This is a genomic window from Sphingomonas sp. NFR15 (genome assembly GCF_900103265.1).
Classification (GTDB): domain Bacteria; phylum Pseudomonadota; class Alphaproteobacteria; order Sphingomonadales; family Sphingomonadaceae; genus Sphingomonas; species Sphingomonas pollutisoli.
Window position 1 is genome coordinate 218,720 of the sequence record NZ_FMWX01000006.1, and the last position, 24,178, is coordinate 242,897.

The following is a 24,178-nucleotide window of genomic DNA, read 5'->3' on the forward strand; positions in this document are numbered from 1 at the left end:
CGGGGGAAAGACCGTGCGTATCCGATCCATCATCACCGGGCTGTGCGCCCTGCTGGCGACGGCGCTGTTTCCCGCGCCGGTCAACGCCGACAATCCGATCATCCAGACGCTATTCACCGCCGATCCCGCGCCGCTGGTCCACGACGGCACGGTCTATCTCTACACCAGCCATGACGAGGACGACGCGCGCAACTTCGTGATGCGCGACTGGCGGCTCTACACCTCGACCGACATGGTCAATTGGACCGACCACGGCGCGGTCGCCTCGCTCAAGACCTTCCCCTGGGCGCGGCAGGACAATGACGCCTGGGCGCCGCAGGTGATCGCGCGGGGCGGCAAATTCTATCTGTACGTACCGATCAGCGTGGCGGGATCGCCCAAGAACGTCATCGCCGTGGCGGTGGCGGACACGCCGTACGGACCGTTCAAGGACGCGCTCGGCCACCCGCTGATCGCCCCCGCCAGCGACAATATCGATCCGACCGTGGCGATCGACGGCGACGGCCAGGCCTGGCTCTACTGGGGCAATCCCGATCTGTGGCGCGTCAAGCTCAACCCCGACATGATCTCCACCGCGGGGCCGATCGTGAAGATGCCGCGGCTGACCGACTATCAGGAGGGGCCGTGGTTCTACCGGCGCGCGGGCCATTATTACATGGCGTACGCCTCGACCTGCTGCCCGGAGGGGATCGGCTATGCGATGAGCGACCATGCGGCCGGGCCGTGGCGGTACCAGGGCTCGATCATGGACCACGACAAGCGTTCGTCGGGCAACCATCCGGGCATCATCGACTATAAGGGCCACAGCTACGTCTTCGGCTTCAACTACCGCCTCAACGATGCGCAGACCGGCGAGCATCGCGAGCGCCGCTCGGTGACGGTCACCGAATTCCGCTACAACAAGGACGGCACGATCCCGATGCAGCCGTGGTGGGACACGGTCGGCGCCAAGCAACTCGGCACGATCGACCCGTTCCGCCGCGTCGAAGCCGAGACGATCGCCTGGACATCGGCCACGGACACGTCGGCGAGCGGCGCGCACGCGTGGGCGCCGGGCGTCCGCACCGCGTCGAGCGGCGCCACGGGCATGTACGTCACGCATGTGCTGGACGGCGGCTATATCGTCGTGCGCGGGGTCGATTTCGGCACGGGCGCGGGCAAGACCTTCGAGGCGACGGTCGCGGCGGCGCGCGCGGGCGCGGGCATCGACCTGCGGCTCGACGGCCTGGCCGGCCCGCGTGTCGCCACGCTCGCGGTGCCGGCGACCGGGGGACCGGAGACGTGGCGCACGGTATCGGCGCCGCTCGCGCGCACCCGCGGCGTCCACGATGTCTTCCTGGTGTTCCACGGCACGCCGGGCGAATCGCTGTTCAACTTCGATGCCTGGCGGATCGGCACCGGGCGCGGCGGACACCAAGCGCCGCGCTGAGTCAGGCGCGTCCCAGCCGTTTTGGAGGAACGCCGCCCCACGCGCGGCGTTGACGGGCGCGTTCGCTTCTCCGATGCGTCGGGAGGACAATGACCGAAGGAGATTTCATGGCTGCCGACAAGATGGACATCGATCTGGCGACTGCGCTCGACAACGTGGAGGACCAGGTGGTCGAATTCACCGCCGAGGTCGACGGCGACGAATATGAGTTCGCGGTCCAATATGCCGTGCTCGAAGCGCTGAGCGGCGACGCGCCCGAGGATGACGCGATCGATATGTTCACGCGCTTCAGCGACACGATCGCCGAGGCCGGACTGGTCGCGCTGGCGCGCAACAACGCCGCGAGCGTGATCGTCATCAGCGAGAATGATCTGGAATGACGGGACGGGGGCGGCGGGCCGATCGCCCGCCGCCCCGCCGCTTCAGGCGCGGATGAACGCCAGCAGATCGGCGTTGATGACCTCGGCATGGGTCGTCAGCATCCCGTGCGGGAAGCCCGGATAGATTTTCAGCTCCGCGTTCGGCAGCAGCTTGGCCTGGAGCAGCGATGCGTCCTTGTACGGCACGATCTGGTCGTCATCGCCCTGGAGCACCAGCGTCGGCACGGTGATCGCCTTGAGATCCTCGGTCTGGTCGGTTTCCGAGAAGGCCTTGATCCCCTCGTAATGCGCGTTGGCCGCGCCCATCATGCCCTGGCGCCACCAGTTGCGGATCACGCCTTCGGACACTGCCGCGCCCTCACGGTTGAAGCCGTAGAACGGCCCCGACGCGAGATCGAGGAAGAATTGCGCGCGATTGGCGGCGAGCGCGGCGCGGAGCCCGTCGAACACGGCGATCGGGGTGCCGTCGGGGTTGGCGTCGGTCTGCACCATCAGCGGCGGCACCGCGCTCACCAGCACCGCCTTGGCGACGCGGCCCTGCGGCTGACCGAACTTGGCGACATAGCGCGCGACTTCGCCGCCGCCGGTCGAATGGCCGATGTGGACGGCGTTCTTGAGGTCGAGATGCTCGGCAACGGCCGACGCGTCGGCGGCATAATGGTCCATGTCGTGGCCGATCGGGGTCTGCGACGAGCGGCCGTGCCCGCGCCGGTCGTGCGCGACCACGCGGTAGCCCTGGGCGAGGAAGAACAGCATCTGTGCGTCCCAATCGTCCGACGACAGCGGCCAGCCGTGATGGAAGACGATCGGCTGTGCGTCCTTTGGACCCCAATCCTTGTAGAAGATCTCGGTGCCGTCCGCGGTGGTCACATAAGCCATGCTAATCTCCATCGGTCTGGATGCCGGCGCCGCGCCGGTCCGTCGGTGCTGGATATCGTCCAACGATTGCACGAAAGCTACCATACGCACGTTGGGGTGCCGCTCGTGCCGGCTCCGCACTATCAGGGTTTGGGCTTTGGTGGATTCGCCGCGACCAAGATGATGCGGCTGTTACGAGATCGTAACGCTTGGTAGAGCGGCGGGGGTGAATGGGCGGGAGGGTTTGATGCGCGGCGATGCCAAGGCGAAGCGGCTGGCGGGGCGGCTGCGGGCGGCGGCCGCGCTGTCGCTCGCGCTCGGCATCTTCGTGCTCGACGCGCTCAGCCCGCTGCAGGGGGCGGTCGCCGTCCTCTACACGACGGTCGTGCTGCTCGCCGCGCGCGGGCGGGACCGCGCGCCGGTGATCGCCGCCGGCGTGATCTGCGCGGGGCTCGCGGCGGCGGGCTATGTCGTCGGCCATTGGGGCGCGCCGCTCGGCTCGCCGGCGATCCGGCTCGGCGTCAGCCTGCTCGCGATCGCCATCACCACGATCCTGACGGCGCGGCACCAGACCGCGATGGCGGCGCGCCGCCAGTCCGACCAGCGCTATCGCACGATCTTCAACGCGGTCGGCTTTCCGATCTGGGAATCGGATTGGTCGGCGGCCTATGCGATGTTGCGCGACGTGGACGCGCCGGACGCGGAACTGGTCCGGCGTGCCGCCGAGACCGCGCACATCCGCACCGGCAATCTCGCGGCGGCGCGGCTGTTCGGCTTCGAGACGCGCGAGGCGCTCGCCGGGCGCAACATCGTCGGCCACCATACGCCCGCCGCGCAGGCGATGTTCGAGCGCTTCTTCCTCGCGCTCAAACAGGGCGTGACCGAGATCGAGGAGGAACTGCAACTCCTCACCTGCACCGGCGACACGGTCGATGTCGTGCTGCGCATCACCCTGCCGCCCGAGCATGACGGCTGGCGGCAGGTGCTGGTGATGGCGCTGGACGTGACCGAGCGCAACCGCGCGCAGGCGCGGCTCGCCCAGTCGCAGGCCGAACTGGCGCACATGTCGCGCGTCACCACGCTCGGTCAGCTCGCCGCGTCGATCGCGCATGAGGTCAACCAGCCGCTGTCGGCGATCATCACCTATGCCAAATCGGGCCGGCGCTGGCTGGCGCGCGAGGCGCCCGGTGCGGCCGAGGTCGGCGACTGTCTCGACCATATCGCCACCAACGGCACCCGCGCCGCCGACGTGATCGCACGCATCCGCGATCTCGCGCGCAAGGGCGAGCCGCGGCGCGAGGTCACCGATCTCGCCGCGCTGATCGCCGAGACCGCCGAATTGCTCGGGCGCGACCTGAACGCGCATGCGGTGGCGCTGCGGCTCGACGTGGCGGACGATCTGCCGCCGGTCGCGGGCGACCGCGTCCAGCTTCAGCAGGTGCTGATGAACCTGATGCTCAACGCCAGCCAGGCGATGGCCGACACCCCCGCCGAACGCCGGCACCTCTGCGTCGGGGCCCGTCGCGACGGCACGGCGGTGACGGTCGACGTGCAGGATTGCGGCCCCGGCATCACCGGCATCGCGCCCGAGCGGCTGTTCAGCCCCTTCTTCACCACCAAGGCCGACGGGATGGGCATGGGCCTGTCGATCTGCCGCGCGATCGTCGAGCGGCATAGCGGCACGCTCACCGCCGCCGAGCGGCCCGGCGGCGGCGCCACCTTCCGCTTCCGCCTGCCGATCGGCACCACCACATCCGAGGAGATCGCCGCATGACCATCGCTCCGGGCCGCGCCTGCATCATCGACGACGATGCCGAAGTGCGCGGCGCGATCGGCAGCCTGTTGCGGTCGAGCGGCTTCGACGTCGCGCTGTATGAAAGCACGGCGGCGTTCCTGGCGGACGCGCGGCCCGAGCTGCCCGCGTGTCTGGTGCTCGACGTGCGCCTGCCCGGCGAGAACGGCCTCGATTTCCAGGAGGGGCTCGCGGCGCGCGGCATCGACCTGCCGGTCATCCTCATCACCGGGCATGGCGACATTCCGATGAGCGTGCGCGCGATGAAAGCCGGCGCGATCGACTTCCTCCCCAAGCCGTTCAGCGACGAGCAGATGCTGGCGGCGGTCGAAACCGCGATCGCTGCCGACCGCGCGCGGCGCGCCGCCGCCGCCGGCGACGCCAGCCTGCGCGACGCATACGCCCGGCTCACCCCGCGCGAACGCGAGGTGATGGCGCTGGTCGTCACCGGCTTGATGAACAAGCAGGTCGCGGCCCGGCTCGATCTGTCGGAGATCACGGTCAAGATCCACCGCGGCAACGTGATGCGCAAGATGGCGGCGCAGTCGCTCGCCGATCTCGTCCGCATGGCCGAGGCGCTCGGCGTGCGCGACGAAACCATCCACCGCTTCCCGGCGTGAGACGGGCCGCACGCCGGGCGCGGCACGCCGGGCGTGCGGAAATTCTGCCGAAACATCGCGGCACCACCCAGCCCGCCTGGAGGTGTTGCTTATGTCCGAACCGAGTTTTCTCCACTTCTGCCGCCGCGCGCGCCAGGAGCAGATCGCCGCGATCAACGCCACCAGCGAGGCCGCGGCGGACGCGCATCGCCGGCTCTGCACCCTCCATGCCGAGATGGCGTGCGCCATCGCGGGCCGATCGCGCCGCGCGCGCGGTTTGATCGCGGCGGTGGCGTGATGCTATCGGAGCGCGATGAGGAGTCCGTGACCATCGACACCGCCCCGGCCGATGCGGACACGCACATCGTCGTCGTCGATGACGATCGCGAAATCCGCACGCTGCTGTGGGAAAGCCTCGCCGAACATGGCTTCGCCGTCAGCATGGCGGCGGACACGCGCCAGCTCGACACGCTCATGCGGACCGGCCGGGTCGATCTCGTCATCCTCGACATCATGATGCCCGGCGAGGACGGCATCGCCGCGTGCCGGCGGCTGCGGCAGGCGGGCGGCCCGCCCGTGATCCTGCTCAGCGCGCGCGGCGGCGAAAGCGACCGCATCCTCGGGCTCGAGACCGGCGCGAGCCATTATCTGCCCAAGCCGTGCAGCGCGCGCGAGGTGCTCGCCACCGTGCGCGCCGCGCTGCGCACACATCAAGGCGTGGGCGCGCGCGAGGCGGTGCTGGTGTTCTCGGGCTGGCGGATGGACCTGAGCGCGTGGGAACTGACCGATCCCGAGGGCGTGCTGATCGATCTCACCGACGGCGAGTTCGCGGTGCTTCGCCTGTTCGTCGAGCGCCCGCGCCGCGTGCTGTCGCGCGAGCAATTGCTGGAGGGCGCGCGCGGCCCCGATTCGGACGCGTTCGACCGCGCGATCGACGTGCAGATCAGCCGGCTGCGGCGCAAGTTGCGCGCGCCCGGCGACGAGATGATCCGTACCGTCCGCAACGAGGGCTATATGTTCGTGCCCGCCGTGACGCGCCGGTGATGACGCACCGATGAGCTTGGGGCGCGGCGCGAGCTGGGGGATGCTCACGCGCGTGCTGGCGGTGCTGCTGGCGGCGGTGGTCGCGGTGCAGCTCGCCAATTTCGCGCTGCTGCAATTCGTGCCGTTGCCGCGCCCGCCGCTGTTCACGGTCGCGCAGGTCGCCGCCGCCTTGCGCGGCGGGGAGAAGGCGCCGGGTGCGTTCCACTTCCGGGTGACGGACGCCCCGGAGCCGACCCGTCCCGGCCGCGCGACATGGCTGGCGGCCGCGCTGGCGCGCGATCTGGGCGTGTCGCGCGACGCGGTGCGGCTCGCCTTCACCGATCCGCCGATGTTCCGCCACGGCGTGGCCGGCGGGGCGGCGCGGCCGCACGACGCCGGGGAGAATCGCGACGCGGTGCTGGTCGGCGATTTCAGCGCGGCGTTCCGCCGGGGCGACGGACGCTGGCTGGCGGTGGCGCCGGTGCGCAGCGGCCTCGACGCGTGGCGGGTGCGGCTGCTGCTGTTCCTGCTCGCCTCGCTCGTCACGGTCGCGCCGTTCGCGTGGCTGCTCGCGCGCTGGGTGGCGCGGCCGGTCGCCCTGTTCGCCAACGCCGCCGAACGGATCGGCCGCGATCCGCACACCGCCCCGCTCGCCGTCTCCGGGCCGGCCGAGATCGCCCATGCCGCGCGTGCGATGAACGAGATGCAGACCCGGCTCAACCGCTATGTCGATGATCGCACCGTGATGATCGGCGCGATCGCGCATGATCTGCGCACGCCGCTGATGCGGCTCGCGCTGCGGCTCGAACATGCGCCCGAGGCGTTGCGGCGCGGGGTCGAGCGCGACGTCGCCGACATGCAGGCGATGATCGCGGCGACCACCGATTATGTGCGCGGCGCGACCGGGCCGAGCACGCGCCGCCGCCTCGAGCTGCGCGCGCTCGCCGAAAGCGCGGTGGACGGCCTGCTCGATCGTGGCGCGCAGGTGGTGTTGCTGCCCGGTCCGCCGGTCGTCGTCGAGGGCGATCCGGTCTCGCTGCGCGCCGTGCTCGACAATCTGCTGACCAACGCGCTGCGCTATGCGGGCGATGCCGAGGTGTCGATCGCGCGGGATCGCGGCTTGGCGACCATCGACGTGCGCGACCACGGGCCGGGGCTGCCCGACGCCGATCTCGACCGTGTATTCGAGCCGTTCTTCCGCAGCGAGCAATCGCGCAACAAGGATACCGGCGGCATCGGGCTGGGGCTCGCCAGCGTCCGTGCGCTCGTCCACCTGCATGGCGGCACGGCGCGGATCGTGAATCACCCGGATGGCGGATTGCTCGCGCGGGTCGAACTGCCGCTCTGAGATCGCCGAGAGCGCCCGGCCCACATTCTGACACCGGTTCCCTATTTTGGTTGGCAGCGATGCCGGTTTGTCGCTATGCGACGGCAAACGACAGGCGAGGGCGATATGTTCGACAAGACCTTCTACGGCACGCACCCCGACATGATGGAGTGCGTCAGCAACGACGAGCTGCGCGACCGCTATCTGATCCAGAACCTGTTCCGCCCCGGCGCGTGCGTGCTCAACTATACGCATGCCGAACGCTTCGTGATCGGCGGGGTCGCCGTCGCCACCGGCACGGTCAAGCTGCCCGATCAGACCGAGCCGCCCTCGGCGGCGGGGCATCCGTTCCTCGAACGCCGCGAACTGGCGATCGTCAACGTCGGCACGGTCGACGGCATCGTCACGGTCGACGGCGAGGCTTTCACGCTCGGCAACAAGGATTGCCTCTACGTCACGATGAGCGCGAAGGACGTCGGCTTTTCGGGCAACGGCGCGCGCTTCTATCTCGCCTCGTGCCCGGCGCATAAGGCGTTCACCACGCGCAAACTGTCGATCGCCGACGCGAACGCGCTCGAACGCGGCAGCCTCGCCGAATCGAACGAGCGCACGATCTTCCAGCTCGTCATCCCCGGCGTGTGCGACAGCGCGCAACTGGTGATGGGGCTGACCGTGCTCAAGCCGGGTTCGGTGTGGAACACGATGCCGCCGCACATCCACGAGCGCCGCAGCGAGATCTATTTCTATTTCGAACTCGACGATCTCGACAAGGATCGCGTGATGCACTTCATGGGCGAGGGCGAGGCGACCCGCCACATCGTCATGCAGAACGAGGAAGCGGTGATCTCGCCGCCCTGGTCGATCCACATGGGCGCGGGCACCAAGGCCTATGCCTTCATCTGGGCGATGGCGGGCGAGAACCAGGATTATACCGACATGAACGTCCTCGACATCTGCCAGTTGGCGTGAGCGCGATGTTCGATCTCACCGGCAAGGTCGCGGTCGTGACCGGGGCCAACACCGGCATCGGCCAGGCGATCGCGCTGGCGCTGGCAGGGGCCGGCGCGGACATCGCCGCGGTCGGCCGGTCGCCCTGCGACGAGACGGTCGCCGCCGTGCGCGCGCTCGGGCGCGAAGCGGTGTTCGTCGCCGCCGATCTGTCGAGCATCGCCCCGGTTGGCGCGATCGTCGAGGAGACGGTCGCCACGCTCGGCGGGCTCGACATCCTCGTCAACAACGCCGGTATCATCCGCCGCGCCGATGCGGTCGATTTCTCCGAGGCCGATTGGGACGCGGTGATCGACACCAATCTCAAATCGGTGTTCTTTCTCTGCCAGGCGGCGGGGAAGCACATGATTTCGCAAGGCTCGGGCAAGATCATCAACATCGCCTCGATGCTGACCTTCCAGGGCGGCATCCGCGTGCCGAGCTATACCGCGTCGAAATCGGGCGTGGGCGGGCTCACCAAATTGCTCGCCAACGAATGGTCGGCCAAGGGCGTCAACGTCAACGCGATCGCGCCCGGCTATATCGCCACCAACAACACCACCGCGCTGCGCGAGGACGAGGACCGCAACGCCGCGATCCTCGCGCGCATCCCGGCGGCGCGCTGGGGCAAGCCGTCCGATCTCGGCGGCGCGGCGGTGTTCCTGGCGTCGTCCGCGTCGGATTATGTCGACGGCCATATCCTCGCGGTCGACGGCGGCTGGCTCGCGCGCTAGGCTGACGGCATGCGATCCTCGATAGCGTTTTTCGGCGAACTGCTCGTCCGCCTCTCCCCGCCCGACAAGCTGCTGCTGCGCAGCGCGCGCACGCTCGATCTCGCGGTCGGCGGCGCCGAGGCGAACGTGGCGATCGGGCTGGCGAGCCTCGGTCACACCACGCGCATGATCAGCCGGCTGCCCGCCAATCCGCTCGGCGACATGGCGCGTTCGGTGCTGATGGGGGCGGGCGTTGATTGCACGCATGTCGCACGTGCCGAAGGGCGGATGGGGTTGTATTTCCTCACCCCTGGCGCCGGCTTGCGCGCCTCGGAGGTCGTGTACGATCGCGCCGGCAGCGTGTTCGCGCGCGCCACCGAGGCCGATTTCGACTGGGACGCGGTGTTCGCGGGTGCGACGCACCTGCTGATGTCGGGCATCACCCCCGCGCTCGGGCCGGATTCGTCGCGCCTCGCGATCGCGGCGGCACGCGCGGCGAAGGATCGCGGGCTCACCCTGATCTTCGACGGCAATTATCGGGCCCTGCTCTGGGAAGCGTGGGACAGCGATCCGCGCGGCGTGCTGTCCGAACTGGTCGGCATGGCCGACATGATGTTCGGCAACCACCGGGACATCGCGCTGCTGCTCGCCACCCGCTTCACGAGCGACGGCGAGGACCGGCGGCGTGAAGCGGCGGCGGCGCTGTTCGCGGCGTTCCCCAACCTCAAGCACCTCGCTTCGACCGCGCGCCATGTCGAAGCCGCCGACCGCCACCTGCTCTCCGCGCGCGTGGAAACGCCCGACGCGGTCGCACAGACCGAGGAGGTCGAGGTCTCGGGCATCATCGACCGGATCGGCGCGGGCGACGCCTTCGCGGCGGGCGTGCTGCACGGCTTGCTGCGCAACCCGGACGATATCGAAGGCGCGGCGGAGTCGGGGCTGGCGCTGACCGTGCTCAAACATTCGCTCCCCGGTGACGCGAGCCTGTTCGGGCAGGGCGATATCGATGCGTTCCTGTCCGGGCAGTTCGACGTCAGGCGCTAACCCGTCCGTTCGTCCCGAGCGCAGGTGTCTCGACTGCGCTCGACACGACCGGTCAGTCTTCGCCGACCAACAGAACATGCAGAAACCGCGGACCATGCGCGCCGCGAATATACTGCCCCTCGATATCCGTCGTGCCGCTCACGCCCGTTACCCAGTAATGCGCGCGCGGCTGTGGGCCGGGTAGCGCGGCGTCCTCCAGATGCGAGACGATCGCGGCTTCGCGCAGCAGCACGATATGATGCAGGCCGAGGAAATTGGGCAGCATCGGCGCGTGCGGCCCGGTCTCGAACACCAGCGAGCCGGACTCGGCGATACCGAGCCGCGCCCATGCGATCACCGCCGGTTCGTCGGGCGTGATCGCCAGGCTGAGCGCGAAGCCCGACCAGTCGGCGGCGAATCGAGGATCGTCGGGCAGGAACACCGCCGGGGGCAGGCCATGTTCGGCGAGATAGCGCGCCACCGCCGCCGGCGCATCGGCGACCGACCCGATCCGCGCGTGGGTCGCGCCGCTCGCGGGCAGCGCCAGCGCGGCGAGGAAGGCGGCGACGCGGTCCTCCGCAACCGATGGGCGCACCGGATCCGCGAGCAGCGCATCGGCGGCGCCCGGCGGCGGCGCGGCGGTGCCGAGCGCGCCGAGGATTTCTTCGCGCGCGTTCATCGCTCACCCCGCGCATAGCGGCTCATGAAGCTCTCGGCGTCGGGCGCGGGCAGGTCGCGGTGCGCGGTCCAGCCGCGCGCGAGTGGCAGCGCCCTGATCCAGCCGCGCCCGAAGCGGCGCATCGCGAAGATCGCCGCGCGCACCGCCGCCCGATACAGCCGCGGCCGCTGCGCCACCCACGCCCAGGCGCCGATGCCCTGCCGCATCGTCGCCGGTTCCAGTCCCTCGCGCCAGCTCTTCTCGCGCCAGCCGCGCAGCAAGGTCGGCAGCGGGATCTTGACCGGGCAGACCTCCTGGCATTTGCCGTTGAGCGTGCAGGCGTTGGGCAGATCGCGACTCGCCGCCAACCCGTCGAGCGCGGGGGTCAGCACCGCGCCCATCGGCCCCGGATAGGTGCCGCCATAGGCGTGGCCGCCGATCTGGCGGAACACCACGCAGTGGTTCATGCACGCGCCGCAGCGGATGCAGCGGAGCATCTCGGCGAGCCCCTCGTCGCGCATCTTCACGCGCCCGTTGTCGATCAGCACGATGTGCATCGCTTCCGGTCCGTCGGGATCAGCGGCGCGCTTGGGGCCGGTGTAGAAGGTGGTATATTGCGTCAGCGTCGCGCCGGTCGCCGAGCGCGCCAGCAGCCGCAGCAACTGCGCCGCATGCCCCATCGACGGCACCAGCTTCTCGATGCCCGCCGTCACGATATGGACGCGCGGCGGCACCAGCGACAGTTCGGCATTGCCCTCATTGGTGACGGTGCAGACCGCGCCGCTGTCCGCGATCAGGAAGTTCGCGCCGGAAATGCCGACATCCGCCCCGAGCATGCCCTGGCGCAGATGCCGCCGCGCGCTCTCGGCCATCGCCGGGATCGTCTCCTCGGTATGCGGCGCAGTATGGTGCTGCTTGAACAGCGCGGAGACCTGCTCGCGGGTCTTGTGCATCGCCGGCCAGACGATGTGCGACGGGCGTTCGTCGGCGAGCTGGATGATATGCTCGGCAAGATCGGTCTCGATCCGCCCGATCCCCGCCTCGGCGAGCGCGTGCGGCAGCCCGATCTCCTCGCCCAGCATCGATTTGGAGCGCGCGACGGTGCGCGCGCCCGCCGCCTTGCAGATGCCGATCACGATCGCGCAGGCTTCGTCGGCGGTGCGCGCGTAATGGACCTGCGCGCCGGCGGCGGTCGCCGATGCCTCGAAGTGTTCGAGATAATGGCCGAGATGCGCGACGACATGATCCTTGATCGCCGCGGCGCGGGTGCGCGCTTGCTCGAAATGCGCGAAGCCATCGACCGCGAGCGCGCGCTTGGCCTCGGCGGTGCCGGCGGTGCGGTCGATCGCGAGTTTCAGGATCGGGTCGGCGAGCGCGGCATCGACGCGGCGCGAAAAGGCCGCGCTCATGCGTCCTCGCCGATCGCGGGGCCATCGCCCATGCCGGCGATCACTTCGATCGCGTGATAGGCGCGCACCGGCGATCCTTCGCGGTGGAGCTTGCCGGCCATGTTCATCAGGCAGCCGAGATCACCCGCCAACAGCAGCTCGGCGCCGCTCGCGTCGATCGCCGCGGCTTTCTCGCCCGCGATCGCGTTCGAGATGGCGGGATATTTGACGCAGAAGGTGCCCCCGAACCCGCAGCACGTCTCCGCGCCGTCGAGCGGGGTGAGCGACAGGCCGGCGACGCCGCGCAGCAACCGGCGCGGCTGCGCCTTGATGCCGAGTTCGCGCAGCCCCGAGCAACTGTCGTGATAGGTCGCGGTGGCGTCGAGCGCGGTGTCGGGCCGCCAACCACGCACTTCGTCGAGATAGGCCATGATCTCATAGGTGTTCGTCGCCACCGCCTCGGCACGGCCCCGCCAGGCGGGATCGTGCTCGAACAGTTCGGGATAGTGTACCCGGATCGTCGCCGCGCACGATCCCGACGGCACCACCACCGCGTCATGCCCTTCGAGGAGCGCGATCGTGCGCTTGGCGATCGCGATCGCCTCGGCGCGCGCGCCCGAGTTGAGCGCGGGCTGGCCGCAGCAGGTCTGCCCGGCCGGCACGACGACCGTGCAGCCCGCCGCCTCCAGCGCGCGGAGCGCCGCGAAGCCGACGCGCGGCCGGATCAGATCGACCAGACAGGTGACGAACAGCGCGACGCGGGGGGCGGGCGCGGGCGTCACAGCAGCCCGTGGCGCTTGGCGAAGCTCTCGAACAGGTCGGGCCAGGGCGAGGGCGTGCCGTCCGGCAGGGTCAGCCCGAAGCCGTGACCGCCCGTTTCGAACAGATGCGCCTCCGCCGGAATGTGCGCGGCGCGCAGGCCCGCCAGCATCATCAGGCTGTTCTCGACCGGCACGGTCTTGTCGTCGATCGCATGGGCAAGGAAGGTCGGCGGCGTAGTCGGCTGGATGTCGTTCTCCAGCGAATAGGCGCGGCGCTTCTCGTCGCTCGCCGGTTCGCCGATCAGTTCGACGCGCGAGCCGTTGTGCGCGAGCGGCGCGGTCATGGTGATGACCGGGTAGATCAACGCGGCTGCGCGGGGGCTGAGTGGCTCGCGGTCGATCGCGTCGTTCACCGCGTGAGTTTGGACCGACTGGCGGCTGGTCAGCCACCCGGCGAGATGTCCGCCCGCCGAAAAGCCGATCACGCCGATCCGGTTCGCGTCATAACCGTAGCGGGGCGCCAGCGACCGCACCGTGCGCAGCGCGCGCTGCGCGTCCTGGAGCGGCGCCTCCGGCCCCGCCGCCCAGCCGTCCGCCGGCAGCCGGTACAGCAGCGAGAAGCAGGTGAAGCCCGCGCGTGCGAACCGCCGCGAGATGTTGATCCCTTCATGCCCGAGAACGACACGGCGGTAGCCGCCGCCGGGGATCATCAGCAGCGCGGCGCCATTGGGCTTGGCCGGGCGCAGCACCGTCAGCGTCGGCGTGGTGACGTGCGCGAAGAACGTGTCATAGGCGTCGCTCGTCGCCGAGCGCGGGCCTTGTTCCTGCGCGACGGTGACGTGCTCGCCGCCCGGCACCTTGCCCGGCCAGAGCGGCAGCACGGTGAAATCGGGCGGTACCGCCGCTTGTGCCGCCTGCGCCGCCCGCGCGCGCTTCGCGGTGGCGGCGAGGCCGAGCGCGGTGCCGCCGGCGATCAGCGTGCGTCGGTCGATCGTCATGAACATCCCCTGTGGCCGAGCGCGGTGGCGCGGGTGAGATCGGGGCGCTCGGCCAGCACATGCCCCGACAGCGGCAGATCCAGCGCCTTCAACGCGCCGGCGACGAGATCGGCGATCCGTCGCGCGCCGAGTTCGCTGAAATGCGTGTCATCGTCGATCCCCTTGGGAAAGCCGGGCGCGGCGTTGGCGGGGAGATGCAGGTAATAGCCGCGCGATGCCGCTTCGCCGGTGCGATCGAGCCAGTCGCGCGACAGCGCCTCGAGGTCGATCAGCGGCGTCCGCGTGGTGACGGAAAGGTCGCGCATCACCGCCGACCAGTCGGCGAAATTCGCCTTGGCCTTGCCGTCCGGCCCGAACATATGCTGCGCGACCGGCGTCACCAGGACGGGAACCCCGCGCGCGCCGCGCACCTGCCAGATGAAGCGCAGCAGATTGTCGCGATAGGTGGTCGCCGGATCGGCATAGCGCTCGGGCTTGGCCTTGTAGGCGTCGTTATGGCCGAACTGGATCAGCACCACGTCGCCCGGCTGCACCCGCGCCATCAGCCCGTCCCAGCGGCCTTCCGCGATGAAGGTGCGCGTGCTGCGCCCCGCCGTCGCGAGATCGACCACCTCGGTGCCCGCATCGAGCCCGCACGACAGCATCTGCCCCCAGCCGGTCTGCGGATAGGTTTCGGCCCCATAGACCGACGCGGTCGAATCGCTCGCGATCAGGATCTTGCCGAAGCCCGGCAGCGGCGCGGGGGCGGCGCCAGCCAGCAGCAGCGCGGCGGCGGCGGTGAGGCCGGCGCGGATCATTGCAGGTTCACGAACATGCCGCCATCGACGAGCAGCGCCGCGCCGGTGACGTAGGCGGCCATGTCGGAGGCGAGGAACACGATCGGCCCGACCATGTCCTCCGGCGCGCCGAGCCGGCCGAGCGGGACGCGGCTTTCCATATAGCTGCGCTTGGCCTCGTCGGCGAGGTCGTCCTTGTTGATCTCGGTGAGGATGGTGCCCGGCAACAGCGAGTTGCAGCGGATCTTGTGCTTGCCGAGCGCGATCGCGGTCGATTGCATCAGCGAATGCACCCCCGCCTTGGTCGGCGTGTAATGCGTCTGATATTCGCCGCCGACCAGCGCCGAGATCGACGACACCGCGACGATCGCGCCACCGTGCCCTTGCGCGACCATCTGGTTGGCGGCGGCCTGCACCATGAAATAGGCGCCGTGCATGTTGACGCGCATCGTCCGCTCGAACGTTTCGACCGGCATGTCGAGGAAGGCATGGAACGGGCAGATGCCGGCGTTGTTGACCATCACGTCGACCTTGCCGAACGCCTCGACCGCCTTGGCGACGAAGTCCTTCGCGGTCTCCGGCTCGGCCACGTCACCCTTCACCGCGAGCCCGCGCTGCCCGGTCGCCTCGATGGCGGCGATACAGGCTTCGGCATCCTCGTCGCGGCTATGATAGTTGATGACGACATCGGCACCATGCTGCGCCGCGCCGATCGCGGCGGCGCGGCCGATGCCGGTGGAGGCGCCGGTGACGAGAACGGTCTTGCCTTCGAGCAGCTTCACGTGAGCGTTTCCTCTTCTGTGGTTATCGCCTTGGGCGGCGGTTTGGCCGGGCGCCGGGCACCCAGCCGAGATCGGTGCCGATCTGGTCGGCGGTCGCGCGCACCTCGCCGCTGAGCGCGGCCATGCGTGCGTCGTCCATATATTGCGCGGCGCTCGACAGGCTGATCGCGGCGATGATCCGGCCCGACGCGTCGCGCACCGGCGCGGCGACGCAGCGGATCAGATCCTCGTTCTCCTCGAGATCATAGGCATGGCCGGCGGCGACATAGCCCCGCATCCGTTCGGCCCAGGCCGCGTAATCGACCGCCGGCGCGCCGCGCGCGCGCGACGCCTCGAACAGCGCGGGCCATTCGGCCTCGGGCGTGTCGAGCAGCAGCGCCTTGCCCAGCCCGGTCGAGGATAGCGGGTGACGGTCGCCGATCCGGCTGGAGATATCGACGCGGCGGCGGCCTGGAATCTTGTCGAGATACAGCGCCAGATCGGTATCGAGCCGGCCGAGATGCACCGTGTCCTCGCTGCGCGCGGCGAGCGCCTCCAGCCGGGGCCGCGCGATCCGCACGATATCGGCCTGGCTCTGCGCGAGGAAACCGAGCTGGAGCAGCTTCGGCCCGAGCTGATATCCCTCGCGCGGCAGGAAGGTGAGGAAGCCGCGATCGGCGAGCGCGTTGGCGAGCCGGTGCGTGGTCGATCGCGTCAGCCCCATCGCCGCCGACAGGTCGGCGAGCTTGACCGGCCCGTCGATGACCTTGTCGAGCATGTCGAGCCCGCGCAGCAGCGTCTGGCTGCCCTGAATCTTGGTGCGCTCCTCGCCGCTTTCCGATTCTTCGTTTGACGGGGCATGTCTCATCAATTAATATCCTATCCCATTAAGTGAGAAAGTAAACAGCAAAGGGAGGATCGGCGCAGCTTTCTTCGTGAAGATACCCGGATCGTCCAAGACAACACCGTATCATATTGTGGAACGTCGATGCGATTCCTTTCACATTCTGGATGCTGCCGCCTACGCCCAGGAGATTGCCGGTGACGTTGAAGAGCCTGTCGAAGATCAAGCACGTCCGCGCCTTCACGGTGCGCGGCGGCGGCGCCGATTATCACGACCAGGGCGAAGGCCATTGGATCGACAACCACATCGCCACGCCGATGAGCCGCTATCCCGAATATCGTCAGTCGCGGCAGAGCTTCGGCATCAACGTGCTCGGCACGCTCGTCGTCGAGATCGAGGCGGAGGACGGCACGATCGGCTTCGCGGTGACGACCGGCGGCGAACCCGCCTGCTACATCGTCGAGAAGCATCTCGCCCGCTTCCTCGAAGGCCGCAGCCCGCTCGACTACGAGAAGATCTGGGACCAGATGTACTTCTCGACGCAATATTACGGTCGCAAGGGTCTCGTCATCAACGCGATCTCGGGCGTCGATCTGGCGCTGTGGGATTTGCTCGGCAAGCTCAGGCAGGAGCCGGTCTATCATATGCTCGGCGGCGCGGTGCGCGACGAGTTGCAATTCTACGCGACCGGCGCGCGCCCCGATATCGCCAAGGATCTCGGCTTCATCGGCGGCAAGATGGCGTTGCATCATGGCCCCGCCGAGGGTGTCGAGGGCCTCAAGAAGAACATCGCCGAACTCGCCGACATGCGCGAGCGCGTCGGCCCGGATTTCTGGCTGATGTGGGATTGCTGGATGGCGCTCGACGTCGATTATGCGACCCGCCTCGCGATCGCCGCGCACGAACATGGCCTCAAGTGGATCGAGGAGGCGATCAGCCCGGACGATTATTGGGGTTACGCCGAGCTGCGCCGCAACGTGCCGCGCGGGATGCTGGTGACCACCGGCGAGCATGAGGCGACGCGCTGGGGCTTCCGCATGCTGCTCGACATGGAATGCTGCGACATCATCCAGCCCGATGTCGGCTGGTGTGGCGGGATCACCGAGTTGCTCAAGATCAGCGCGCTCGCCGACGCGAAGGGCAAGATGGTCGTGCCGCACGGATCATCGGTGTACAGCTATCACTTCGTCATCACCCGCCACAACTCGCCGTTCGCCGAGTTCCTGATGATGCACCCCGGCCCGACCGAAGTGGTGCCGATGTTCGCGCCGCAACTGCTCGGCGAGCCGGTGCCCGAGAACGGCCGCCTCAAGGCGAGCGCGCTCGACGCGCCCGGCTTCGGCGTCACCTTCAATCCCGATGTGGCGACGCACCGCCCCTACACCCACTGATCCTCCAGACAGCGAGACCTTCATGAAACTCTGCCGCTTCGGCCCAATGGGCCAGGAAAAGCCGGGCATCGTCGATGCCGACGGCCAGCTTCGCGACCTGTCGGGCGTGATCGACGACCTGACGATCGCGACGCTTCCCGCCGCGCTCGCCGCCAACGTCGCCCCGCTGCCGCTCGCCGAGGGGACGCCGCGCTACGGCGTGCCGCTGAAAGGTGTCGGCAAGATCGTCGCGATCGGGCTCAACTACCGCGATCATGCGATCGAATCGAACCTGCCGATCCCGACCGAGCCGATGATGTTCATGAAGGCGGTGTCGAGCCTCTCCGGACCCAATGACGACGTGATGCTGCCCAAGGATTCGACCCATGGCGACTGGGAAGTCGAGCTCGGCGTCATCATCGGCAAGACCTGCCGCTATGTCAGCGAGGAGGACGCGCTCGGCCATGTCGCCGGCTATACGCTCGTCAACGACGTGTCGGAGCGGTTCAACCAGAAGCGGCGCGGCAGCCAGTGGAGCAAGGGCAAGGGCCATGACACCTTCTGCCCGACCGGCCCGTGGCTGGTGACGCCCGACGAGGTCGGCGACTGCCAGGATCTCGGCATGGCGCTCGACGTCAACGGCGCGCGGATGCAGACCGGGAACACGAAGACGATGATCTTCGACGTCAAGCAGCTCCTTTCCTATGTGAGTGAGTATATCACGCTGTATCCGGGCGATCTCGTCATCACCGGCACGCCACCGGGCGTGGGCGAGGGCAAGAAGCCCGAGGCGATCTACCTCAAGGCGGGCGATGTGATGGAACTCGCGATCGACAAGCTCGGCACGCAGCGCCAGCAGGTCGTCGCGTGGCGCCACCTCGGCGAAGGTACGCTCGCGTGAGCGCCTATGCGGGCCGGTTCGCGGGGCGCACCGCGATCGTGACCGGCGGCGCCTCCGGGCTCGGCAAGGCGGTCGCCAAGCGTATCGTCGCCGAGGGCGGCACCGTCGCCCTGTGGGATGTCAACGCCGACGCCTTGGCCGCCGCGCAGGAGGAGACCGGCGCGGCCGCGGTGTTCGCGCTCGACGTATCCGATCAGGCGCAGGTCGAGGCGGCGGCGGCAGGTGCCAATGACGCGCTCGGCAAGATCGACATCCTCGTCAATTCGGCGGGCATCACCGGCGCGACCGCGCCGTTGCATGAGTATCCGCTCGAAAGCTGGCGGCGGGTGATCGACATCAACCTCAACGGGCTGTTCTATTGCTGCCGCGCGGTGGTGCCGTTCATGCTCGCGAACGGCTATGGCCGCATCGCCAACCTCGCCTCGGTCGCGGGCAAGGAGGGCAATCCCAATGCCTCGGCCTATTCGGCGTCGAAGGCGGGGGTGATCGGCCTCACCAAGTCACTCGGCAAGGAACTCGCCGAGAAGGGCGTGATCGCCAACGCGCTGACCCCGGCGACCTTCGAAAGCCCGATCCTCGCGCAATTGCCGCAGAGCCAGGTCGATTACATGCGCTCCAAGATCCCGATGGGTCGCCTCGGCGAGGTTGATGAAAGCGCGGCGATGGTATGCTTCATGGTCAGCGAGGAATGCAGCTTCACCACGGCCTCCACGTTCGACACATCGGGCGGGCGGACGACATTCTAGCCGACCGCCGTTCGTGCTGATGCCGAACCCTTCCGTTCGTGCTGAGCTTGTCGAAGCACGCGTCCCAAGGCGGACCGGGTGAGGCACGCCCCCTTCGGCTGGCTGGCAAAGCCAGCCGCTCAGGACAGGCTTCGACAGGCTCAGGGCCAACGGAGCCTGAAATCGTACCGCGCGACTGTCCGCCAAGAGACAGCGTCGCCACCCAGGAGAGTGCATGTCCGAGCAACGTCCCTTCGTCGACGCCCATGTCCACCTCTGGGATCTGGCGCATCTGCGCTATCCCTGGCTGACGCCGCCGTTCGCCGATGACGGCCCCAACGGCAGCGTCGAACCGATCGCGCGCACCTATCTGCTCGACGATTACCTCGCCGATGCCGCCGGCTGGGACGTGCGCGGGATCGTCCATGTCGATGCCGGCGCCGATGCCGCCGATGCGCTCGCCGAGACCGACTGGCTCCAGCGGATCGCTGATGGACGCGGCATGCCCAATGCGATCGTCGCCTTCGCCGCGCTCGACGATCCGGACGTTGATGCGCTGCTCGCCGCGCATGCGGCGCGCGCCAATGTTCGCGGTATCCGCCACATCGTCAACTGGCATGCCGACGCCCGGCGTACCTACACGCCCCGCGACGTGACGCGCGACGACGCCTGGGCCGCCGGCTTCGCGCTGCTGGGCAGCTACGGCCTCAGCTTCGATCTGCAAGCCTATGCCGGCCAGTTCCCCGGCCTCGCGCCCCTCATCGCGCGCCACCCGGAAATTTCGGTCATCATCAACCACATGGGGATGATGATCCCCGGCGAGGAAGCCGACTGGCGCGGCGGCATGGCCGCGCTGGCGGCGCTTCCCAACGTCTCGGTCAAGCTGTCGGGCATCGGCTTCAGCGACCGCCGCTGGACCGCGGGGCTCGCGCGCGACCAGATCCGCGGCGCGATCGACCTGTTCGGGACCGACCGCGCGATGTTCGCGAGCGATTTCCCGACCGACAAATTGTTCGGCAGCTTCGCGCGGCACCTCGACACCTATGCCGACATCGTCGCCGATCTGACCGCCGGGGAGCGCCACGCGCTGTTCGCCGGCAACGCCAATCGCATCTATCGACTGGGCCTGACGCTATGAACGGCAATCCCAACCCGCTGATCGGCGTACTCTACCACTGGCTCGGCGGGTTCGCCTCGGCGACCTTCTACGTGCCCTATCGTGGCGTGAAGCGGTGGTCCTGGGAGATCTACTGGCTGACCGGGGGCGTCTTCTCGTGGCTGATCGCGCCGTGGTTCTTCGCATCGCTGCAGACCAACGATCTGCTCGGCGTGCTCGGGCAGGCGCCGCTGCCGACCTTGCTGTGGCCGGTGGTGTTCGGGCTGCTCTGGGGGTTCGGCGGGCTGACCTATGGGCTGACGATGCGCTATCTCGGCCTGTCGCTCGGCATGGCGGTGGTGCTCGGGCTGTGCACCTTGTTCGGCACGCTGATCCCGCCGCTCGTCCAGGGGGATTTCGCGGCCAAGCTGCTCGACACCGCGTCCGGGCGGATCGTGCTGCTCGGCCTTGCCATCACGCTCGCGGGGATCGCCACGGTCGCGCTCGCCGGCGCGCGCAAGGACGCGGCGCTGAGCGATGCGGAAAAGGCTGCGACCGTGGCCGAGTTCGACTTCCGCAAGGGCGTCGCGGTTGCGATCTTTTCGGGTGTCATGTCCTCCTGCTTCGCGTTCGGGCTGGCGGCGGGCGAGCCGATCAAGGCGATCTCCGCCGCCGCCGGCACCGGCCCGCTGTGGACCGGGCTGCCGATCCTGTGCCTGGTGATGTTCGGCGGGCTGGTCACCAACGGGCTGTGGTGCGCGTGGCTGATCGTGAAGAACCGCAGCGCCGGCCAGTGGCTCGGGCGCGGTACGGTCGCGGCGGGCGCGCCGCTCGGGCTCAACTACCTGCTCTCGGCGCTCGCCGGGACGATGTGGTATTTCCAGTTCTTCTTCTACACGATGGGCGAAAGCCAGATGGGCCGGTTCGGCTTTTCGAGCTGGACGCTGCACATGGCGAGCATCATCATTTTCGGCACCTTGTGGGGCTTCGCCTTCAAGGAATGGAAAGCCGCCGCGCCGCGCGTCAGGGCGATGGTGTGGACCGGCATCGGCCTGCTCGTGTTCGCGACGGTGGTGATCGGCTACGGCAACAGCCTGGGGGGATGAGCGTGCCCTACCGTTCGCACTGAGCGAAGTCGAAGTGCGGGCCCCAGGCGAATCGCAGGTGGCACGTGCTTCGACTTCGCTCAGCACGAACGGGTTGAGGGGGCGCGTTGGGCTACCGCAGCAGCTTGAGGTCGATCGCCGCCGCCATCGCGGTGAAGCCCGCGTCGTTCGGGTGGAGCGCGTCGCCGCTGTCATACGCCTTGGCGAACCGATCGGGATCGGCCGGATCGGCGACCGCCTTGGCCATATCGACATAACCGTCGGCGACGGTGTTGGTGCGAATCCAGGTGTTGACCTGCTTGCGCACCGCCTCGCCCTCAGCGCCCCAATAGCCCGCGCCCTTGTACGGCAGGATCGTCGCGAAGATCACCTTCACGCCCTTGTCGTGCGCGCGCGCGACCATCTGGCGATAGCCGCCGGTAAGATCGGCGACAGTCGGCAGCGGCGTCTTGCGCGCGGTCGCGCCGCCGATGTCGTTGACGCCTTCGAGCACGATGACGTGTGACACGCCGGGGATTGACAGCACATCGCGGTCGAAGCGCGCGAGCGCGTTGTTGCCCGCGCCCTCGGCCAGCACGCGGTTGCCGCTGATGCCGAGGTTGGCGACGCCGACGCTGGTGCGCCCCGCTTTCTGCAACCGCTCGGCGAGCTGATCGGGCCAGCGCGTGTCGGCGTCGGCGGTGGCGCGCACCCCGTCGGTGATCGAATCGCCGAACGCGACCACGGTCGATCCGCGCTGCGGCGTGTCGACGTCGATCGCGTCGATCACCATCCGCTGGGTGAACTTGGTCGCGCCGTCGAGCGTCGCCGCGCCGGTCTGGTCGCCCGCCGCGATCCACGCGGTCGCCGCGGCATAGCCGTGGACGGTCGGATCGGGCGCGCCTTGCGGGAAATACAGGCTGATCGCGACATGCGCGAGCGGCGCGACGCGCAGCGCGATCGGATCGCTCACCAGCGGCGCGCGATCGGGAATGGTCGGCGCGGCGACGCCGTCGAAGGTGACCGCGCGGTCGCTGCCGGGCACGATCTTGCCGCTCGCATCGACCAGCGCGACATGAACGCTGCCGAGCTTGAGCGCGCTCGCCGACAGTTCGTTGGTCAGCCGCAGCCTTATGCGCGTGCCGCCGCTGCTGATCCGTACCACCTGGCGCAGCGTCCGCCCGGTCAGGTCGGGCAGGTCGCCGGGTTTGCCCGGACTCTGCGGCGCGACCGCCCAACTCCGCGACCAGGCGGCGACGCCCGGCGTGGGCAGCGCGAGCGCGGCGACGATCAGCAACGGCAGGCTGGCTTTCATGGCAATCTCCTCAAGGGCGCGGGTAGGGATATGCTCGCTTCAGGCGGGATCTTTGCGAAGGCCGCCGAACGCGTATCGTATCGTGTTTTCCCGCGGAAGCGGGAACCCAGAGCCAAGCAAACACCGATGTGCGGCTCTTGGGACTCTGGACTCCCGCATGCGCGGGAGAACAAGAAGCGGCTTTCGCATACGTTTTGAGTCAGGCGTGGTGGAAGATCAGCGGCAGCGGCCATTCGCGCGGGCGGTTGTCGGCCTCGACCTCCATCAGCGGCGCCATGTAATCCCACCACCGCTTCATCACCGGATGATCGGGCAGCGTGTCGCGGGCATTGTCCTCGGTCAGCTTGAGCACCGCGAACAGGCTCAGCGTCGCCTCGTCGAGGAAGATCGAATAATCATAAATCCCGCTCGCGGTGAGCAGCGCGGAGAGTTCGGGCCAGATCGCGTCGTGGCGCGCGCGATACTCGTCGACCACGCCGGGCTTGAGCTGCATCCTGAAGGCGTGGATCGACATGCGCGTCCTCTCTCCGATCGTTGACGCGCTATCCTACGGCGGCGCGCGCCGGTCAACGCGTCCGCGCCGATCTCGACAGCGCCGATGGTTGGGAGCATGAGCGCGCGAGGGGAGAGACGGCGTGACCGAAAGACCAAGCGCGGGGGCGGCTCCGCGGATTCATACCAGCATCGCGCGCGATCTCGGCGTCGCGATCGTCAGCGGCCAGTATCAGCCCGGCGCGGTGCTGCCCGGCGAGATCGAGTTCAGCGCGCAGCTCAAGGTCTCGCGCAGCGCCTATCGCGAGGCGGTGCGGATGCTCGCCGCCAAGGGGCTGGTCGAGAGCCGCACCAAGACCGGCACCCGCGTCAGCGAACGCGCGCGCTGGAACATGCTCGATCCCGAGGTGCTCGCCTGGGCGTTCGTCAACGAGCCGCCCGAACCGTTCGTGCGCAGCCTGTTCGAGATGCGGCTGATCGTCGAGCCGGCCGCCGCCGCGCTGGCGGCGGTACGCCGCACCGAGCCGCAGCTCGCGCGGATGCGGCAGGCGCTGGAGGATATGGGGCGGCACGGCCTCGGCACGCCGGAGGGGCGGCAGGCCGACCAGGATTTCCACAGCGCCATCCTGCTCGCGACCGGCAACGAACCGCTCGCGGCCCTGTCGAGCACGATCACCGCGGCGGTGCGCTGGACCACCGCGTTCAAATACCGGAAGAACGCGGTGCCGCGCGACCCGCTCGACGATCATGGCGCGGTGTTCGCGGCGATCGCGGCGGGCGACGCCGCCCGCGCGCGTGAGGCGATGACCGCGCTGGTTTCGCTCGCGCTCGAGGACACGAGCACGGTGCTGGGCGAGTGACGCCGGCTTGAAAAAGC

26 protein-coding genes are annotated in these 24,178 nt (G+C 68.9%); 16 read left to right on the forward strand and 10 right to left on the reverse strand.

Annotated elements, in window-relative coordinates:
• Nucleotides 1-13 precede the first annotated feature (13 nt).
• Together BLS81_RS14800 and BLS81_RS14805 are read left to right on the forward strand one after the other, a co-directional pair.
• A complete protein-coding gene (locus tag BLS81_RS14800) occupies nucleotides 14-1,429 on the forward strand; it encodes a glycoside hydrolase family 43 protein (protein ID WP_256326259.1) in 1,416 nt (471 codons plus the stop codon).
• A gap of 107 nt (nucleotides 1,430-1,536) precedes the next feature.
• Nucleotides 1,537-1,809, forward strand: coding sequence for a DUF1488 family protein (locus tag BLS81_RS14805; protein WP_093225112.1), 273 nt, complete (start codon nucleotides 1,537-1,539; stop codon nucleotides 1,807-1,809).
• A gap of 42 nt (nucleotides 1,810-1,851) precedes the next feature.
• On the opposite strand, the gene BLS81_RS14810 is transcribed toward BLS81_RS14805, so the two are convergent.
• Nucleotides 1,852-2,688 carry an alpha/beta fold hydrolase gene (locus tag BLS81_RS14810; RefSeq protein WP_093224989.1) on the reverse strand — a complete coding sequence of 279 codons (837 nt, stop codon included), beginning with the start codon at nucleotides 2,686-2,688 and terminating at the stop codon, nucleotides 1,852-1,854.
• A 226-nt stretch (nucleotides 2,689-2,914) separates the two neighbouring features.
• Between BLS81_RS14810 and BLS81_RS14815 the strand changes: the two genes are divergently transcribed.
• The 8 genes from BLS81_RS14815 (at nucleotide 2,915) to BLS81_RS14850 (ending at nucleotide 10,152) form a co-directional block, all read left to right on the forward strand.
• On the forward strand, nucleotides 2,915-4,441 hold the full coding sequence (locus tag BLS81_RS14815; protein ID WP_093224990.1) for a sensor histidine kinase: 1,527 nt from the start codon (nucleotides 2,915-2,917) through the stop codon (nucleotides 4,439-4,441).
• Nucleotides 4,438-5,079 (forward strand): response regulator transcription factor, encoded by a 642-nt coding sequence (locus BLS81_RS14820; protein ID WP_093224992.1) that lies wholly within the window; start codon nucleotides 4,438-4,440, stop codon nucleotides 5,077-5,079. Before BLS81_RS14815 ends, BLS81_RS14820 begins: the two co-directional genes overlap by 4 nt.
• Before the next feature lie 91 nt (nucleotides 5,080-5,170).
• Nucleotides 5,171-5,356, forward strand: coding sequence for a hypothetical protein (locus tag BLS81_RS14825; protein ID WP_093224993.1), 186 nt, complete (start codon nucleotides 5,171-5,173; stop codon nucleotides 5,354-5,356).
• A 32-nt stretch (nucleotides 5,357-5,388) separates the two neighbouring features.
• Nucleotides 5,389-6,102, forward strand: coding sequence for a response regulator (locus BLS81_RS14830; RefSeq protein WP_371128295.1), 714 nt, complete (start codon nucleotides 5,389-5,391; stop codon nucleotides 6,100-6,102).
• 10 nt (nucleotides 6,103-6,112) lie between these two features.
• Nucleotides 6,113-7,429 (forward strand): ATP-binding protein, encoded by a 1,317-nt coding sequence (locus tag BLS81_RS14835; protein ID WP_093224995.1) that lies wholly within the window; start codon nucleotides 6,113-6,115, stop codon nucleotides 7,427-7,429.
• Between the two features lie 105 nt (nucleotides 7,430-7,534).
• Nucleotides 7,535-8,377, forward strand: a complete 843-nt coding sequence (kduI, locus tag BLS81_RS14840; RefSeq protein WP_093224996.1) for a 5-dehydro-4-deoxy-D-glucuronate isomerase — start codon at nucleotides 7,535-7,537, stop codon at nucleotides 8,375-8,377.
• Entirely contained in the window at nucleotides 8,374-9,129 is a 756-nt protein-coding gene (gene kduD / locus BLS81_RS14845; protein WP_093224998.1) for a 2-dehydro-3-deoxy-D-gluconate 5-dehydrogenase KduD, read from the forward strand. Before kduI ends, kduD begins: the two co-directional genes overlap by 4 nt.
• A 9-nt stretch (nucleotides 9,130-9,138) precedes the next feature.
• Nucleotides 9,139-10,152, forward strand: a complete 1,014-nt coding sequence (locus tag BLS81_RS14850) for a sugar kinase (protein WP_093224999.1) — start codon at nucleotides 9,139-9,141, stop codon at nucleotides 10,150-10,152.
• A 52-nt stretch (nucleotides 10,153-10,204) separates the two neighbouring features.
• Here the strand turns inward: BLS81_RS14850 and BLS81_RS14855 are convergent, their stop codons facing one another.
• The 7 genes from BLS81_RS14855 to BLS81_RS14885 are packed head-to-tail and all read right to left on the reverse strand — an operon-like array spanning nucleotide 10,205 to nucleotide 16,341.
• Entirely contained in the window at nucleotides 10,205-10,810 is a 606-nt protein-coding gene (locus BLS81_RS14855) for a LutC/YkgG family protein (RefSeq protein ID WP_093225001.1), read from the reverse strand.
• Entirely contained in the window at nucleotides 10,807-12,198 is a 1,392-nt protein-coding gene (locus BLS81_RS14860) for a lactate utilization protein B (protein WP_093225002.1), read from the reverse strand. Before BLS81_RS14860 ends, BLS81_RS14855 begins: the two co-directional genes overlap by 4 nt.
• Nucleotides 12,195-12,959, reverse strand: a complete 765-nt coding sequence (locus BLS81_RS14865) for a (Fe-S)-binding protein (RefSeq protein WP_218123134.1) — start codon at nucleotides 12,957-12,959, stop codon at nucleotides 12,195-12,197. The genes BLS81_RS14860 and BLS81_RS14865 overlap by 4 nt, the downstream gene beginning before the upstream one ends.
• Nucleotides 12,956-13,936, reverse strand: a complete 981-nt coding sequence (locus BLS81_RS14870) for an alpha/beta hydrolase (RefSeq protein ID WP_093225116.1) — start codon at nucleotides 13,934-13,936, stop codon at nucleotides 12,956-12,958. Before BLS81_RS14870 ends, BLS81_RS14865 begins: the two co-directional genes overlap by 4 nt.
• Nucleotides 13,933-14,733, reverse strand: coding sequence for a rhamnogalacturonan acetylesterase (locus tag BLS81_RS14875; protein WP_093225004.1), 801 nt, complete (start codon nucleotides 14,731-14,733; stop codon nucleotides 13,933-13,935). The genes BLS81_RS14870 and BLS81_RS14875 overlap by 4 nt, the downstream gene beginning before the upstream one ends.
• A complete protein-coding gene (locus BLS81_RS14880; RefSeq protein ID WP_093225005.1) occupies nucleotides 14,730-15,494 on the reverse strand; it encodes an L-rhamnose 1-dehydrogenase Lra1 in 765 nt (254 codons plus the stop codon). Before BLS81_RS14880 ends, BLS81_RS14875 begins: the two co-directional genes overlap by 4 nt.
• 22 nt (nucleotides 15,495-15,516) lie before the next feature.
• The gene (locus tag BLS81_RS14885; RefSeq protein ID WP_093225007.1) at nucleotides 15,517-16,341 is read right to left on the reverse strand and encodes an IclR family transcriptional regulator; all 825 of its coding nucleotides are present in this window, start codon (nucleotides 16,339-16,341) and stop codon (nucleotides 15,517-15,519) included.
• A gap of 173 nt (nucleotides 16,342-16,514) precedes the next feature.
• Between BLS81_RS14885 and rhmD the strand changes: the two genes are divergently transcribed.
• The 5 genes from rhmD (at nucleotide 16,515) to rhaT (ending at nucleotide 21,515) form a co-directional block, all read left to right on the forward strand.
• Nucleotides 16,515-17,708, forward strand: a complete 1,194-nt coding sequence (rhmD, locus tag BLS81_RS14890; RefSeq protein WP_371128290.1) for an L-rhamnonate dehydratase — start codon at nucleotides 16,515-16,517, stop codon at nucleotides 17,706-17,708.
• Between the two features lie 22 nt (nucleotides 17,709-17,730).
• Entirely contained in the window at nucleotides 17,731-18,588 is an 858-nt protein-coding gene (locus BLS81_RS14895) for a 2,4-didehydro-3-deoxy-L-rhamnonate hydrolase (protein WP_093225008.1), read from the forward strand.
• Nucleotides 18,585-19,334 (forward strand): SDR family NAD(P)-dependent oxidoreductase, encoded by a 750-nt coding sequence (locus tag BLS81_RS14900; RefSeq protein WP_093225010.1) that lies wholly within the window; start codon nucleotides 18,585-18,587, stop codon nucleotides 19,332-19,334. The genes BLS81_RS14895 and BLS81_RS14900 overlap by 4 nt, the downstream gene beginning before the upstream one ends.
• A 214-nt stretch (nucleotides 19,335-19,548) precedes the next feature.
• Nucleotides 19,549-20,451 carry an amidohydrolase family protein gene (locus BLS81_RS14905; RefSeq protein WP_093225011.1) on the forward strand — a complete coding sequence of 301 codons (903 nt, stop codon included), beginning with the start codon at nucleotides 19,549-19,551 and terminating at the stop codon, nucleotides 20,449-20,451.
• On the forward strand, nucleotides 20,448-21,515 hold the full coding sequence (gene rhaT / locus BLS81_RS14910; RefSeq protein ID WP_093225013.1) for an L-rhamnose/proton symporter RhaT: 1,068 nt from the start codon (nucleotides 20,448-20,450) through the stop codon (nucleotides 21,513-21,515). The genes BLS81_RS14905 and rhaT overlap by 4 nt, the downstream gene beginning before the upstream one ends.
• A gap of 112 nt (nucleotides 21,516-21,627) precedes the next feature.
• On the opposite strand, the gene BLS81_RS14915 is transcribed toward rhaT, so the two are convergent.
• Together BLS81_RS14915 and BLS81_RS14920 are read right to left on the reverse strand one after the other, a co-directional pair.
• Nucleotides 21,628-22,809 (reverse strand): SGNH/GDSL hydrolase family protein, encoded by a 1,182-nt coding sequence (locus BLS81_RS14915; RefSeq protein ID WP_093225014.1) that lies wholly within the window; start codon nucleotides 22,807-22,809, stop codon nucleotides 21,628-21,630.
• Nucleotides 22,810-23,008: 199 nt separating this feature from the next.
• Nucleotides 23,009-23,323, reverse strand: coding sequence for an L-rhamnose mutarotase (locus BLS81_RS14920; protein ID WP_093225016.1), 315 nt, complete (start codon nucleotides 23,321-23,323; stop codon nucleotides 23,009-23,011).
• Between the two features lie 121 nt (nucleotides 23,324-23,444).
• Between BLS81_RS14920 and BLS81_RS14925 the strand changes: the two genes are divergently transcribed.
• Nucleotides 23,445-24,161, forward strand: a complete 717-nt coding sequence (locus BLS81_RS14925; RefSeq protein WP_093225017.1) for a FadR/GntR family transcriptional regulator — start codon at nucleotides 23,445-23,447, stop codon at nucleotides 24,159-24,161.
• Nucleotides 24,162-24,178: the final 17 nt, after the last annotated feature.

What these genes read in the sequence shown, in the direction of transcription:
- BLS81_RS14855 (WP_093225001.1), bottom strand. Translation starts at nt 10,810, where the DNA reads ATGAACGCGCGCGAAGAAATCCTCGGCGCGCTCGGCACCGCCGCGCCG.
- BLS81_RS14810 (WP_093224989.1), bottom strand. Translation starts at nt 2,688, where the DNA reads ATGGCTTATGTGACCACCGCGGACGGCACCGAGATCTTCTACAAGGAT.
- rhaT (WP_093225013.1), top strand. Translation starts at nt 20,448, where the DNA reads ATGAACGGCAATCCCAACCCGCTGATCGGCGTACTCTACCACTGGCTC.
- BLS81_RS14820 (WP_093224992.1), top strand. Translation starts at nt 4,438, where the DNA reads ATGACCATCGCTCCGGGCCGCGCCTGCATCATCGACGACGATGCCGAA.
- BLS81_RS14870 (WP_093225116.1), bottom strand. Translation starts at nt 13,936, where the DNA reads ATGACGATCGACCGACGCACGCTGATCGCCGGCGGCACCGCGCTCGGC.
- BLS81_RS14905 (WP_093225011.1), top strand. Translation starts at nt 19,549, where the DNA reads ATGTCCGAGCAACGTCCCTTCGTCGACGCCCATGTCCACCTCTGGGAT.
- BLS81_RS14825 (WP_093224993.1), top strand. Translation starts at nt 5,171, where the DNA reads ATGTCCGAACCGAGTTTTCTCCACTTCTGCCGCCGCGCGCGCCAGGAG.
- BLS81_RS14835 (WP_093224995.1), top strand. Translation starts at nt 6,113, where the DNA reads ATGAGCTTGGGGCGCGGCGCGAGCTGGGGGATGCTCACGCGCGTGCTG.
- kduI (WP_093224996.1), top strand. Translation starts at nt 7,535, where the DNA reads ATGTTCGACAAGACCTTCTACGGCACGCACCCCGACATGATGGAGTGC.
- BLS81_RS14850 (WP_093224999.1), top strand. Translation starts at nt 9,139, where the DNA reads ATGCGATCCTCGATAGCGTTTTTCGGCGAACTGCTCGTCCGCCTCTCC.
- BLS81_RS14815 (WP_093224990.1), top strand. Translation starts at nt 2,915, where the DNA reads ATGCGCGGCGATGCCAAGGCGAAGCGGCTGGCGGGGCGGCTGCGGGCG.
- BLS81_RS14915 (WP_093225014.1), bottom strand. Translation starts at nt 22,809, where the DNA reads ATGAAAGCCAGCCTGCCGTTGCTGATCGTCGCCGCGCTCGCGCTGCCC.
- BLS81_RS14920 (WP_093225016.1), bottom strand. Translation starts at nt 23,323, where the DNA reads ATGTCGATCCACGCCTTCAGGATGCAGCTCAAGCCCGGCGTGGTCGAC.
- BLS81_RS14885 (WP_093225007.1), bottom strand. Translation starts at nt 16,341, where the DNA reads ATGAGACATGCCCCGTCAAACGAAGAATCGGAAAGCGGCGAGGAGCGC.
- BLS81_RS14875 (WP_093225004.1), bottom strand. Translation starts at nt 14,733, where the DNA reads ATGATCCGCGCCGGCCTCACCGCCGCCGCCGCGCTGCTGCTGGCTGGC.
- BLS81_RS14805 (WP_093225112.1), top strand. Translation starts at nt 1,537, where the DNA reads ATGGCTGCCGACAAGATGGACATCGATCTGGCGACTGCGCTCGACAAC.
- BLS81_RS14895 (WP_093225008.1), top strand. Translation starts at nt 17,731, where the DNA reads ATGAAACTCTGCCGCTTCGGCCCAATGGGCCAGGAAAAGCCGGGCATC.
- BLS81_RS14860 (WP_093225002.1), bottom strand. Translation starts at nt 12,198, where the DNA reads ATGAGCGCGGCCTTTTCGCGCCGCGTCGATGCCGCGCTCGCCGACCCG.